At 50.3% G+C, this 13,383-nt stretch carries 14 protein-coding genes and 2 tRNA genes; 10 read left to right on the top strand and 6 right to left on the bottom strand.

Annotated elements, in window-relative coordinates:
* Positions 1 to 58 precede the first annotated feature (58 nt).
* The 7 genes from tolA (at position 59) to EDI29_RS02065 (ending at position 5,386) form a co-directional block, all read left to right on the top strand.
* Positions 59 to 1,246 (top strand): cell envelope integrity protein TolA, encoded by a 1,188-nt coding sequence (tolA, locus tag EDI29_RS02035; RefSeq protein ID WP_137739493.1) that lies wholly within the window; start codon positions 59 to 61, stop codon positions 1,244 to 1,246.
* Positions 1,247 to 1,384: 138 nt separating this feature from the next.
* Complete coding sequence (gene tolB, locus EDI29_RS02040; RefSeq protein ID WP_137739494.1) at positions 1,385 to 2,677, top strand: Tol-Pal system beta propeller repeat protein TolB; 1,293 nt, start codon at positions 1,385 to 1,387, stop codon at positions 2,675 to 2,677.
* 40 nt (positions 2,678 to 2,717) lie between these two features.
* On the top strand, positions 2,718 to 3,227 hold the full coding sequence (gene pal / locus EDI29_RS02045) for a peptidoglycan-associated lipoprotein Pal (protein WP_010299226.1): 510 nt from the start codon (positions 2,718 to 2,720) through the stop codon (positions 3,225 to 3,227).
* Between the two features lie 9 nt (positions 3,228 to 3,236).
* Complete coding sequence (cpoB, locus tag EDI29_RS02050; RefSeq protein WP_137739495.1) at positions 3,237 to 4,013, top strand: cell division protein CpoB; 777 nt, start codon at positions 3,237 to 3,239, stop codon at positions 4,011 to 4,013.
* A 175-nt stretch (positions 4,014 to 4,188) separates the two neighbouring features.
* Positions 4,189 to 4,264, top strand: a tRNA-Lys gene (locus EDI29_RS02055).
* 37 nt (positions 4,265 to 4,301) lie between these two features.
* Positions 4,302 to 4,377, top strand: a tRNA-Lys gene (locus EDI29_RS02060).
* A 292-nt stretch (positions 4,378 to 4,669) separates the two neighbouring features.
* Positions 4,670 to 5,386: a DUF554 domain-containing protein gene (locus tag EDI29_RS02065; protein WP_137739496.1), complete on the top strand. Its 717-nt coding sequence runs from the start codon at positions 4,670 to 4,672 to the stop codon at positions 5,384 to 5,386.
* 14 nt (positions 5,387 to 5,400) lie between these two features.
* Here the strand turns inward: EDI29_RS02065 and EDI29_RS02070 are convergent, their stop codons facing one another.
* Positions 5,401 to 5,799 carry a YjaA family stress response protein gene (locus EDI29_RS02070; protein WP_137739497.1) on the bottom strand — a complete coding sequence of 133 codons (399 nt, stop codon included), beginning with the start codon at positions 5,797 to 5,799 and terminating at the stop codon, positions 5,401 to 5,403.
* Between the two features lie 215 nt (positions 5,800 to 6,014).
* Here EDI29_RS02070 and nadA point away from each other — a divergent pair, with 215 nt between their 5' ends.
* The gene (gene nadA, locus EDI29_RS02075; protein WP_137739498.1) at positions 6,015 to 7,076 is read left to right on the top strand and encodes a quinolinate synthase NadA; all 1,062 of its coding nucleotides are present in this window, start codon (positions 6,015 to 6,017) and stop codon (positions 7,074 to 7,076) included.
* Between the two features lie 58 nt (positions 7,077 to 7,134).
* Positions 7,135 to 7,860 (top strand): nicotinamide riboside transporter PnuC, encoded by a 726-nt coding sequence (gene pnuC / locus EDI29_RS02080; protein ID WP_137739499.1) that lies wholly within the window; start codon positions 7,135 to 7,137, stop codon positions 7,858 to 7,860.
* Between the two features lie 7 nt (positions 7,861 to 7,867).
* Here pnuC and zitB read toward each other — a convergent pair whose 3' ends face one another.
* Positions 7,868 to 8,830, bottom strand: a complete 963-nt coding sequence (zitB, locus tag EDI29_RS02085; protein WP_137739500.1) for a CDF family zinc transporter ZitB — start codon at positions 8,828 to 8,830, stop codon at positions 7,868 to 7,870.
* A 294-nt stretch (positions 8,831 to 9,124) separates the two neighbouring features.
* Here zitB and aroG point away from each other — a divergent pair, with 294 nt between their 5' ends.
* Complete coding sequence (gene aroG, locus EDI29_RS02090) at positions 9,125 to 10,180, top strand: 3-deoxy-7-phosphoheptulonate synthase AroG (RefSeq protein ID WP_137739501.1); 1,056 nt, start codon at positions 9,125 to 9,127, stop codon at positions 10,178 to 10,180.
* Between the two features lie 211 nt (positions 10,181 to 10,391).
* Here aroG and EDI29_RS02095 read toward each other — a convergent pair whose 3' ends face one another.
* The 4 genes from EDI29_RS02095 to gpmA form a co-directional block, all read right to left on the bottom strand.
* Complete coding sequence (locus tag EDI29_RS02095) at positions 10,392 to 10,781, bottom strand: DoxX family protein (RefSeq protein WP_137739502.1); 390 nt, start codon at positions 10,779 to 10,781, stop codon at positions 10,392 to 10,394.
* A gap of 31 nt (positions 10,782 to 10,812) precedes the next feature.
* Positions 10,813 to 11,427 (bottom strand): FMN-dependent NADH-azoreductase, encoded by a 615-nt coding sequence (locus EDI29_RS02100; RefSeq protein ID WP_137739503.1) that lies wholly within the window; start codon positions 11,425 to 11,427, stop codon positions 10,813 to 10,815.
* A gap of 173 nt (positions 11,428 to 11,600) precedes the next feature.
* The gene (locus EDI29_RS02105) at positions 11,601 to 12,515 is read right to left on the bottom strand and encodes a LysR family transcriptional regulator (RefSeq protein ID WP_137739504.1); all 915 of its coding nucleotides are present in this window, start codon (positions 12,513 to 12,515) and stop codon (positions 11,601 to 11,603) included.
* Between the two features lie 112 nt (positions 12,516 to 12,627).
* A complete protein-coding gene (gpmA, locus tag EDI29_RS02110) occupies positions 12,628 to 13,380 on the bottom strand; it encodes a 2,3-diphosphoglycerate-dependent phosphoglycerate mutase (RefSeq protein ID WP_005973959.1) in 753 nt (250 codons plus the stop codon).
* Between the last annotated feature and the right edge of the window lie 3 nt (positions 13,381 to 13,383).

The raw sequence follows: 13,383 nt of genomic DNA on the forward strand, positions 1-13,383 counted from the left end.
GCATCACGGTTATGATCGTTAAGCCTATTTCTGGCAACACTGTTTTTGGGAATCGCTTGTGCTAAAGGCAAACGAACAAAACGATAAGCTGAAACGCGCCGTTATTATCTCGGCTGTTCTGCACATCATACTGATTGCTTTGCTGCTCTGGAGTTCGTCGACGCAAACGATGGATGCCAGCGGGGGCGGTGGAGGCTCGTCAATTGATGCAGTGATGGTCGATCCGAGCGCGGTGGTAGAGCAGTATAACCGCCAACAGCAGCAGCAGACCGATGCGAAACGTTCTGAACAGCAGCGTCAAAAGCAGGCTGAACGGCAGGCCGAAGAGCTTCAACAGAAGCAAGCCGCTGAACAGCAGCGGCTGAAAGAGCTAGAAAAAGAGCGTCTTCAAGCGCAGGAAGAAGCGAAAAAGCAGGCTCAGGAGCAGGCTGAACAGCGTAAGCAGTCTGAAGCGGCGGCTCAGCAGGCAAAAGAACAGCAGAAGCAGGCCGAAGCCGCTGCGGCAAAAGCGAAAGCTGAAGCTGAACAGCAGGCGAAAGCGGCAGCGGACGCTAAAAAGAAAGCGGAAGACGAAGCGAAGAAACAAGCGGCTGCGGCCGCTGCTGCTAAGAAGCAGGCGGAAGAAGAGGCTAAAGAAAAAGCCGCTGAGGCTGCCAAGCAAAAGGCAGCAGAAACCGCGAAAGCAGAAGCAGCCAAGGCTGCCGCAGAGGCAGCAAAAGAGGCTGAACAAGCTAAACAAAAAGCAGCAGCAGAGGCAGCGAAACAAAAAGCTGACGCTGATGCAGCGAAAAAGGCTGAAGCCGCTGCGGCGGCTAAAAAAGCCGCTGATGATAAAAAGAAAGCGGCAGCAGAAGCGGCTAAGCAGGAAAGCGCCGTTGATGATTTGCTGGGTGGGTTGGCCTCATCGAAAAATGCGCCGAAGTCTGGCGGTGGCGCACCTGCGGGCGCGGGTAACAATAAGAAGAGCGGTGCATCAGGTGCGGCTCTCGATAGTTATGGTAGTCAGGTTCGTTCAGCCATTCAGAGTAAGTTTTATGACTGGCAGCTCTACAAAGGACGTACCTGTACATTACGGATTAAGCTGGCGCCAGATGGTCTGCTGATTGATGTCACGGCTGAAGGTGGCGATCCGGCGCTATGTCAGGCGGCTATTGCGGCTGCCAAACAGGCCAAAATACCGAAGCCACCGAGTACGGATGTTTATGAGGCTTTCAAAAATGCGCCAATAGACTTTAAACCGCAGTAACCGGGCTGTTTACCCAATAGATTTAAGATTATTACGATGGTAAATAAACCAGGTTATGTTGTTTTGTTGACATTGGTTTGTTTTTGTTAAAATTCTGCTAATTTATCGTAGACTTCGCGTCTGGATAAGGGAGATGAGATGAAGCAAGTACTGAAAGTTGCAGTAAGCTTTTTAATGCTGTGGGCAGCGGTGCTGCACGCGGAAGTACGTATAGAGATTACCCAAGGGGTAGACTCTGCGCGTCCTATTGGTGTGGTTCCATTTAAATGGGCTGGGCCAGGCGCTGCGCCTGAAGACGTAGGCGGCATCGTTGGTGCTGATTTGCGTAACAGCGGTAAATTCAACCCGATCGACGCAAACCGTATGCCACAGCAGCCTGCAACGGCATCTGAAGTGACGCCTGCTGCATGGACGGCGTTGGGCATCGATGCGGTTGTGGTTGGTCAGGTTCAGCCGAGTGCCGATGGCAGCTATCTGGTTTCTTACCAGCTTGTTGATACCTCCGGTAACCCAGGCAGCGTATTGGCGCAGAACCAGTTTAAAGTCACAAAACAGTGGTTGCGCTATGCTGCACACACCGCCAGTGACGAAGTGTTTGAAAAACTGAGTGGTATTAAAGGTGCGTTCCGTACCCGTATCGCTTACGTTGTTCAGACTAACGGTGGTCAGTTCCCTTATGAACTGCGCGTTGCCGACTATGATGGCTACAACCAATTCGTTGTTCATCGTTCGCCACAGCCGCTGATGTCTCCAGCCTGGTCCGCAGACGGTAGCAAACTTGCCTACGTAACGTTTGAAAGCGGCCGTTCTGCGCTGGTTATCCAAACGTTGGCAAATGGCGCGATCCGTCAGGTTGCGTCTTTCCCTCGTCACAACGGTGCGCCTTCTTTCTCTCCTGATGGCAGTAAACTGGCGTTTGCTCTGTCGAAGAGTGGTAGCCTGAATCTGTATGTGATGAATCTGGGCTCGGGTCAAATCAGTCAGGTGACGGATGGCCGCAGCAATAACACGGAACCAACCTGGTTCCCAGATAGCCAAACCTTGGCCTATACTTCAGACCAGGCTGGCCGTCCTCAGGTTTACAAAGTGAATGCTAACGGCGGTGCACCACAACGCCTGACCTGGGAAGGTTCTCAGAATCAGGATTCCGATGTGAGCGCCGACGGGAAATTTTTGGTAACGGTGAGCTCGAATGGTGGAGCTCAGCATATTTCCAAACTGGATCTGGTAACGGGTGCCGTACAAGTATTAACGGACACGTTCCTGGACGAAACGCCAAGTATCGCACCGAATGGCACGATGGTGATCTACAGTTCCAAACAAGGGCTGGGTTCAGTGCTACAGCTGGTTTCGACCGATGGCCGTTTCAAAGCGCGTCTTCCGGCTACTGATGGACAGGTTAAATTCCCTGCCTGGTCGCCGTATCTATAAGTACAGATATGTACAATAAACTCGTCAAAGGACATAAGAAATGCAATTCAATAAAGTGCTGAAAGGCCTGATGTTGGCTCTGCCGGTACTGGCAGTGGCCGCTTGTAGCTCCAACAAGAACGCGGACAATGACCAATCTTCCATGGGTGCGGGTAACAACGGCATGATGGATGGCGGTAACATGTCTTCTTCTGAGCAAGCTCGTTTGCAGATGCAAGAATTACAGCGCAACAACATCGTTTACTTCGGTCTGGACAAATACGATGTGAGCTCTGAATTCGCTCAGATGCTGGACGCCCACGCTGCATTCCTGCGTAGCAACCCGTCTTACAAAGTGACTATCGAAGGTCACGCGGACGAACGCGGTACGCCAGAATACAACATCGCTCTGGGTGAGCGTCGTGCCAACGCGGTACAAATGTACCTGCAGGGTAAAGGCGTTTCTTCCGATCAGATCTCTATCGTTTCTTACGGTAAAGAGAAACCAGCTGTTCTCGGTCATGACGAAGCGGCCTATGCCAAAAACCGTCGTGCCGTTCTGGTATATTAAGAGAATCGCATGAGCAGTAACTTCAGACGTCACCTGTTGGGTCTGTCGTTACTGGTTGGCGTAGCGGTCCCTTGGGCCGCTACTGCCCAAGCGCCAATCAGTAATGTCGGCTCAGGCTCGGTCGAAGACCGTGTCACTCAATTAGAGCGTATTTCTAACGCTCACAGTCAGCTTTTAACTCAACTTCAACAGCAGATCTCTGATAATCAGCGGGACATGGATAGCCTCCGTGGGCAGATTCAGGAAAGTCAGTATCAGTTGAATCAGATCGTTGAACGGCAAAAACAGATTTATCAGCAGATTGATGGATTCAGTTCGCAATCATCTTCTACACCGACGACAAACAGTACGCCAGCCGCTGCTGCGGGTACTGATACGGGTGCAGCCAACACGGCTGCACCAGCCAGTACGGGTGATGCGAATAGTGACTACAATGCCGCCGCTGCGCTCGTGCTGGAGAAAAAACAGTACGATCAGGCTATCAGCGCATTTCAGGCATTTGTCAAAAAATATCCAGATTCAACGTATCAACCCAATGCCAACTATTGGCTTGGTCAGTTGAATTACAACAAGGGGAAAAAGGACGATGCTGCGTACTATTTCGCCAATGTTGTTAAAAATTATCCCAAGTCACCAAAAAGTTCCGAAGCCTTGCTGAAGGTTGGGGTGATCATGCAGGAAAAAGGTCAGGCTGATAAAGCCAAAGCCGTTTACCAGCAAGTTGTAAAAATGTACCCCAATACGGAAAGTGCAAAGCAAGCGCAAAAGCGTTTAGCGGGATCGTAATACCGTATTAATTGGCACAAAAATTGCGCATCATGCGCGGTTTTTGTGCCTAAACGTCTTAAGAGTAAGCAATCAAACAATTTTTTAAGAAAATAGGTTGCGCTGGAAATTTAAATCAGTAATATGTGCCGCCGTTGCCAAGGCAAACAGCAAAACGCTAAAGCAGCATGGAATTGGGTCGTTAGCTCAGTCGGTAGAGCAGTTGACTTTTAATCAATTGGTCGCAGGTTCGAATCCTGCACGACCCACCAATTTCAAGAAGAATACCAGTAAGCAGTTCCGCATTGCGGGTCGTTAGCTCAGTCGGTAGAGCAGTTGACTTTTAATCAATTGGTCGCAGGTTCGAATCCTGCACGACCCACCATTAAGTAGTAGAATTCCTTCCTTAAACAAATTCATTTTAAGTCATCCTGCACGACCCACCATATCGGTAGTAAATTTCCTCCTCAAAGACACTCACGTTGTGGCTAGCGCACGTACTGTGTCGATAAGATAAAACCATTATCATTCCCTGCTCGTTAAGGCTTTGGAGTATATTAGGTCTTTGCCCCTCTCTATGGACTGTATAACCCGTCAGGAACTGTTTTCTAATCCTATCGAGCAGGGATGGAGTCATTGCCACAGGGAAGCGCGTATCGCCCTGTTTAGGAAGATATATGATTGGTCCGTTGATTAATGGTGCCGCTATCTTGATTGGTAGTGGTCTGGGCATTGCTTTGCGTCGCTTTATTCCCCAACGCTTGCAGGATGGCCTGCCTCCGGCGTTTGCGATGGTATCGATTGCAATGGGTATTACGCTGGTTGTTAAAGTCCAGCAACTGCCGGCGGTGGCGCTGGCTATTGTGATTGGCGTTGCGTTAGGAGAACTGCTACGGATGGAATCCGCCGTGCAGCGGGCAGGTACGATGATTCAAAAAGGATTAAACCGCGTTTTGCCTGCACAGGAGCACCGTTTACCGCAGGATGTGTATACTCAGAATTTTACCGCGCTAATCGTCTTGTTTTGTGCCAGTGGTACAGGTGTGGTTGGGGCGTTGACGGAAGGGTTAACCGGTGATTATCAGCTGCTGATTATCAAATCTGCTTTGGATATTTTCACCGCACTGATTTTTTCCATCACGCTTGGCCTGGCCGTGATGTCGATTGCGATACCGCAGATGATTGTCCAGACGCTGTTGTTCTTCTCCGCCAAATTGATCATGCCCTTTATGACAGACATCACGATGGGTGACTTTTCTGCCTGTGGCGGGATTATCATGATTGCCGTTGGGCTGCGGATTGCGCAGATCAAATCCTTTGCGGTGGTTAACTTTCTTCCCGCTTTGGTTTTGATTATTCCGCTCTCCCTCTATTGGCACCGCTTCTTCGCCTAACGCATAACGTCTGATTAGCGGCTGACGATCGAAAGCATGTCGCCGCTAAAAATTTGTATCACTTCCTGGTCAGTAAGCGGCACATTTTTGCTACACACATAAATATGCTTTCCTTGCGGGCTGATACTCTTGGCTAGCTCTATGTAGCTGGCAAACTCGACCTGGCTGTGTCCGCCTTCATTCATCTCTATGGCATGGATGATGACCTTATGTGACGAGAACAGATCGATCAGTCGTTTGGGTGCCACCTTGCGCGTGAGTCGATCCAATAGCTTCATTGCCGGGATCATCTGCCCGAGCAGTAAGCGCGTGGTGGTAAAAGGTATTTCTGATTGCCCGGTTACCTCTTTTTGAGTGTCCACGTTTCTGACCATCAGCGTATCGCGATATATTCTGATATAGAGGCTAGCCATGCCATTTATCTCCTTGTCTCTCTTCTACGGATAATGCCTTTCACGCATTTCATCTCATTATTTTAAGCATAATAAACAAAACGGTGCGTAACCTGGAAAAAATACCGCGACTTTACGACGTGTTTTCGGTATTTTGTTTAGGATAAAAAACTCCGATGCTGATGTTAAATCAGTATCAGGTGTTGCAACCCGAGTTGTCATCGTGGAAATCCATAATGAGTATGCTTTTTGATAGCAATGAAACCATTTATCCCTTTCCGCCAAAGCCCAAGCCATTATCGGCTGATGCAAAACAGCACTATCGTAGCAGGATAAAGGCACTGTTGCGGGAAAGAAACGCGGTCATGGTTGCGCATTACTATACCGATCCTGAAATTCAGGCGCTGGCGGAAGAAACGGGCGGCTGTGTGGCGGACTCGCTGGAAATGGCGCGGTTTGGTAGCACCCATTCGGCATCGACGCTGTTGGTGGCGGGAGTCCGCTTTATGGGAGAGACGGCCAAGATTCTCAATCCAGAAAAGACGATTCTGATGCCTACCTTGGAAGCAGAGTGCTCGCTCGATCTCGGTTGTCCCGTCGATGAATTCAGCCGTTTTTGCGATGCGCACCCGGACCGAACGGTGGTGGTGTATGCCAATACTTCAGCTGCGGTAAAAGCGCGTGCAGATTGGGTGGTTACATCCAGCATTGCGGTGGAGTTGATCGAACATCTGGATAGCCTGGGAGAAAAGATTATCTGGGCACCGGATCGTCATCTGGGAAGCTATGTACAAAAACAGACGCAGGCAGATGTCCTGTGCTGGCAGGGCGCGTGTATTGTGCATGACGAATTTAAAACGCAGGCGCTGAAGCGCATGAAGATCCTGTACCCCGATGCGGCAATTTTGGTTCATCCAGAATCGCCGCAGAGCGTGGTAGAGATGGCTGATGCCGTTGGGTCAACCAGCCAGTTGATTCAGGCGGCGAAAACACTGCCACAGCGCGAGCTGATTGTGGCGACCGATCGCGGTATTTTCTACAAGATGCAGCAGGCCTGCCCAGAGAAAACGTTGCTGGAAGCGCCCACCGCGGGCGAAGGGGCAACCTGCCGCAGTTGCGCCCACTGTCCGTGGATGGCGATGAACGGGCTGGAGGCGATTGCTAACGGTCTGGAGCAAGGTGGTCATGCACATGAGATTCATGTTGATGCAGCCCTGCGAGAAGGCGCGTTAATCCCGCTGAATCGCATGCTGGATTTCGCGGCTTCACTAAAATTACGTGTGAAAGGGAATGCCTGACGGAGATCCAGGGCATCTTAATAGAAATTTCTTACAATAATTGAGACAGGGTGGTGAGATGGACTTTTTGAGTACCAGCAATATTTTAATTCATATCCCTTTGGGGGAAGGGGGATATGCGCTTTCCTGGATTGAAGCGATCGGCACGCTGTTTGGTCTGCTGTGTATCTGGTTTGCGAGTCAGGAAAAAACCATCAACTATCTGTTTGGGTTGATTAACGTCACGCTGTTTGCCGTGATCTTTTTCCAGATCCAGCTGTATGCCAGCCTGTTACTGCAGATTTTCTTCTTCGCCGCCAATATTTATGGCTGGTATGCCTGGACACGCAAGACAGATGCACAGGAAGTGGAGCTACGCATCCGCTGGCTACCGGTACAGAAACTCATTGGCTGGTCGGTAGCGTGCGTTGTCGCGATTGGCTTGATGACGTTCTACATTGACGCGGTGTTTGCCGTGCTGACGCGTATTGCCGTTTCCGGTATGCAGGGGCTAGGGTTGTCTGTGCAGATGCCGAACCTTCAGCCGGATGCATTCCCATTCTGGGATTCCACCATGATGGTACTGTCGATTGTGGCGATGATCCTGATGACGCGCAAATACGTCGAGAACTGGCTGCTGTGGGTGGTGATTGATGTGATAAGCGTGGTTATTTTTGCTTATCAGGGCGTGTACGCGATGGCGGTAGAATACGCGATCCTGACGCTGATTGCCCTGAACGGCTCTTGGCTGTGGATTAAGAGCGCGCAGGAAAATCGCGTCAGCGCGGTTTCACACGGCGTGTAACCCAAACTTAATGCTTGTGGTGATGGCCTTCTACATCATGCTTTTCACCATCAGGAATAGCTGAATGATGGCTTTCCTGATGAAAAGAGCAATGGTCATCATCACAGCGTTGATATTCCATCTGAATTGTCGCGTGTGCAATCTGATACTGCTTCAGTAAATATTCCTGAATACGCCTTAATAACGCATCGTGATCGTGAGGTGGAACCACCTGAGCATGCAGCGTCATCATTGGTTTTTCGCCAACCTGCCACAAATGAACATGGTGGATATTCCTGACTTCAGGGATATTCAGCGTCAGATCTTTCTGTAAAACCTCAACGCTGAGTTGGCTCGGTGTGCCTTCCAGCAGTTCGTGAATACTTTCTTTCAATAACGACCATGCACTGCGTAGTACCAGACATGATACTAAAATAGAGAGAATCGGGTCGATAGGCGTCCAGTTGGTATAAAGGATGATGACGGCAGCAGCAATCGCACCGACGGAACCTAACAGATCGCCCAGCACATGTAGGGCTGCCGCACGGACGTTAATATTTTTCTCTTCGCTACCGTGGTGTAACAGCCAAAAGGCCACGATGTTTGCCATCAACCCGGCAATAGCAACAAGCAGCATAGTGACACCAGCAACGGGCTGGGGGTCATAGAAGCGTTGAATCGCCTCCCAGAAGATGAAGGCAGTAATCAGTATCAACGTCAGTGCGTTCACAAAGGCGGCGAGGGTAGTGAGCCGCAAATAGCCGAAGGTATGGCGCGCATTGGGTTTACGCTGTGCGAAACGCACGGCGATAAGTGCGACGAACAGCGCGGCGGCGTCCGTCAGCATATGACCCGCGTCCGCAAGCAGAGCGAGGGAGCCGGACAACAGACCGCCAATGACCTCAGCCACCATAAACGTGGCGGTAATGATAAACGCGGCCAGCAGACGTTTACTGTTGCCCGATTCCGTGTGGCTGTGGTTATGTGCCATAAATCACCCTGAGTTGCGGTTTTATCCCATTTTATTGAAACCCACAGAGAAAACCTATCCTGTGTTCACCGACCTGTCGGTTGGGCTATTTTCTAGTGAAAATAGGATGGATGCGGCATCTGAGAGCATTTGATCGCGTAAATTCCACTGATTTCAGCGTCCTGATAACACCAGCTTGACATATAATAATCAATCTTCAATATGAAACATCCCGTTTCTCAGTCTGCCCGCACAGACGGGATGGCGCGTATTGGATGGGGCTAACATACCGTTTCGGAACCGATGGATTTATTTATGAATTACCAAAATGACGATTTAAGAATTAAAGAGATCAATGAACTTTTGCCGCCGGTTGCTTTGCTAGAAAAGTTTCCAGCCACGGATAAGGCCGCGGAAACGGTATCGTTCGCGCGTACAGCTATCCATAAAATTCTTAACGGCAATGACGATCGCCTGCTGGTGGTGATTGGTCCTTGCTCGATCCATGATACGAAAGCGGCGAAAGAGTACGCCGCGCGTCTGCTGACGCTGCGTAACGAGTTGAGTGACGAACTGGAAGTGGTTATGCGAGTTTATTTTGAAAAACCGCGCACCACGATTGGCTGGAAAGGGCTAATCAACGATCCGCACATGGATAATAGTTTCCAGATCAATGATGGCCTGCGTATTGCGCGCCAGTTACTGCTAGAAATTAACGATAGTGGTTTACCGGCTGCGGGTGAATTCCTCGATATGATTACTCCGCAATACCTGGCGGATCTGATGAGCTGGGGCGCTATTGGCGCACGCACAACCGAATCTCAGGTACACCGAGAACTGGCATCTGGCCTGTCATGTCCTGTTGGTTTTAAAAACGGTACCGACGGCACGATCAAAGTCGCGATTGATGCAATCAACGCCGCCAGTGCGCCACACTGCTTCCTCTCTGTCACCAAATGGGGGCATTCGGCTATCGTGAATACCAGCGGTAACAACGATTGCCACATCATCCTGCGGGGCGGTAAAACGCCGAACTACAGCGCAGAGCATGTTAAGGATGTGAAAGTGGGTCTGGAAAAAGCCGGTTTGACGCCGCAGGTCATGATCGATTTCAGCCACGCGAACAGCAGCAAACAGTTCAAAAAACAGATGGAAGTCTGTACTGATGTCTGCGGGCAGATCGCACAGGGCGAAAAAGCGATCATGGGCGTGATGGTGGAGAGCCATCTGGTTGAGGGTAACCAGAATCTGGAAAGTAGTGAGCCGCTGGTTTATGGCCGTAGCGTGACCGATGCTTGTATTGGCTGGGAAGATACGGAATCTCTACTGCGTCAGTTAGCATCTGCCGTACGCGAGCGCCGCAATAAGTAACATCGAATGGCGTGCTATCCGGCACGCCAATAAAAAAACGGCAGTGAAAGCCTTGAATTTTCAGCTCGCGAAAATGAAAACCAGGCTAACACTGCCGTTAATGATGCATACTCACTTTCCTTTCCTTTCCTTTCCTTTCCTTTCCTTTCCTTTCCTTTCCTTTCCTTTCGGTTTGCCTTTTTATTTCTAGAGATAATTACTTATTTATCAATTATTTATTCTTTGCGTCGAGGCTGTATTTACTCGGGCCAAAAGCCACAATCTGTAGTAATCCTCCGACAATGATGATGTTCTTAAGAAAGTTAATCACCGCGTTTTGATCGGCAAAGTTATGATGAAAAAACACGGCAGTAGCAACAGCAAAGGCGGATAAAACGAGCGCAACCACACGCGTGTGGTAACCAATAAGTAGAAGAATTCCTCCGCCGATTTCGACCACTAAGGCGATCAAATAACCGAGAAGAGGAAAGGGTAAACCAACCGAGGCGATGTAGCCTTGGGTGGCTTCTGATGCCCCGATCTTACTAAGGCCGCTGATCACAAAAACAATTGCAATGAGAGCACGACCAATTGCTGAAATGATTGAAGCGTTCTTTTCCATGGCGATTCCCTTTCTTGGTAGGTCAGTGTTGTTAGGCTTCTAAACTGGCAATACTGAGCTTTGTCTGGCTGATGATGGCAGATTTAGTCTCTTCATTTCCCTGGCCCAAGCCTTCGGCGCGGATGACCGTTACATCGGTCAGACCGATAAAACCAAGCACGGCCTTTAGATACGTTTCATGATGCTCAAGCATGGCGGTAGCGCCATCGCTACTGTAGGTTCCGCCGCGAGTTGAAGCGATAAACAGCCTCTTCCCTTTCTGTATGAGCCCTTGTGGTCCGTTGGGCCCGTAGGCAAATGTGCGTCCACCGATAACGACGCGATCAATCCAGGTTTTGAGTTGGGAAGAAACGGTAAAGTTATACATAGGGGCACCAATGACGATGGCTTCAGCGGCAAAGAGATCGTTGATATAAGCATCGCCATGGGCAATTTCGTCGCTCAACTGCGGATCGGGATTGCCACCACCGCGAACCACGGCCATATACGCTCCAGAAAGATGACCCACTGCATCTTCGACAAGATCGCGATAGACGACCTCGGAACCTGGGTGTAACTCACGCAGCCTTGCGACAATATCGGCAGAAAGTTGTCGGCTGACGGAATAGTCGCCGAGTATGCTGGAATCGATATGAAGAATTTTCATAGGGTGACTTCCTGACTTGTTTCGTAGCATAACGAATAAGCACAACGATCAGGCACCGATCGTTTCCATGTCAGTATATTTGCGCCAAAGACACCCGAAAACCCGATATTTTCCGAAGGAACCCATCGGTTTCTGCGATAGGTCGGTGTTAGCCTGAACGCCTTTTTGAGCGCTTATTGGCCAGCGGTTGCTTCCCCATGAAGACTTTTCAGGCGGTCAAGGAACCAACGCCCGGCAGGGCCGGGCGGCGCTGCTGTTCGGTAGATGGTGGACATCGGAACAGAGATTCCCTCGGGCGGGATATCTTCAAGCATCAGTTCAACCAACTCTCCTTCTGCAAGGTCGCGCTGTACCACGTGTAATGGCATACCGCCCCAGCCTAGTCCGCTAAGAAGGAAAGCATGTTTGGTAAATAAGTCCGTGAGTCGCCAGGTAGATGAGGACATAACGGCATATTCAATCCCCTCGGATAGGCTTGTTCGGTCGGTAAGGACAAGTTGCACGTGCTTTACCAGTTCCGATTTAGGGATGAATCCCCTGAATGCAGCCAGCGGATGATTGCGTGAAGCGACCATAACCAGCGTGATGCCAGCAAGGTGCTCAGTGCTTAGTGAAGCAAGAGCACTTGGCAAAGCTGCGACAGCCCCGATGGCCGCTGTCCCGTCGAGCACGCGATGATAGGTTGCTCCCAGCGCCTCGGCGAACACCCGAAGAGGCGTGCCGGGAAAGCGCTGTTTGAACTCGTTTGCAATAGCAGCGACAGTGGCAATAGGAAACAGCACATCGACGACAACGGAAAGCTCTGCTTCCAGCCCTTCTGATAACCCCTTTGCCCGTGCTTTCATGAAATCGACGGAGGTTACGATGCCGCGTGCATCGGCCAGCAAGGCTTGCCCTGCCGGAGTGAGTTTGGGATATCGTCCAGAGCGATCGAATAATTGAACGCCCATTTGCGCTTCGAGGTTACTCACCAAATCACTGATGACCGACTGTGCGCGATAGAGTTTGCGTGCTGCTGCGGAAAAACTTCCTTCATCAACAGCAACGATGAATGTTCTTAATTGATCAAGCGATACTCCATTTATCATACAAAGTCACCCTCGTCTTTTTATCAATGAGGCATTGATTGTGAATGTCCGTGCTGAAGACGATGAAATAAAAAAACCCGGCACAGGCCGGGTTTCTTCATTCAACGGTAAATTACTTCGCTTTACCTTGGTTCGCTACTGCGGCGGCTTTGGCGGCGATTTCGTCCGCGTTGCCCAGATAGTAACGTTTGATTGGTTTGAAGTTCTCGTCGAACTCATACACCAACGGTACGCCAGTTGGGATATTCAGTTCCAGAATTTCGTCTTCGCCCATATTGTCCAGGTATTTCACCAGTGCACGCAATGAGTTACCGTGAGCCGCAACGATTACACGCTCACCGCTCTTAATGCGTGGCAGGATGGTTTCGGTCCAGTAAGGCACAACGCGTTCGATGGTCAGCGCCAGGCTTTCAGTCAGCGGCAGCTCTTTGTCACTCAGCGCTGCATAACGTGGATCATGGCCTGGGAAACGTTCGTCATCACGCGTCAACTCTGGCGGTGTGATTGCGAAACCGCGACGCCATTGTTTAACCTGCTCGTCACCGTATTTTTCAGCGGTTTCGGCTTTGTTCAGACCCTGCAACGCCCCATAGTGGCGCTCATTCAGTTTCCAGGATTTCTCAACTGGCAACCAGGCTTGATCCAGCTCGTCCAGTACGTTCCACAGTGTGTGAATGGCACGTTTCAGCACGGAGGTATACGCGAAATCAAAGGCAAAACCTTCGTCTTTCAGCAGTTGACCTGCGGCTTTGGCTTCTGAACGGCCCTTGTCGGACAGATCAACATCGTACCAGCCTGTGAAGCGGTTTTCGTTGTTCCACTGGCTCTCACCGTGTCTTACCAGTACTAGCTTAGTTACAGCCATAGC

Origin of the sequence: Pectobacterium polonicum, from assembly GCF_005497185.1 — a bacterium.
Classification (GTDB): Bacteria; Pseudomonadota; Gammaproteobacteria; order Enterobacterales; family Enterobacteriaceae; genus Pectobacterium; species Pectobacterium polonicum.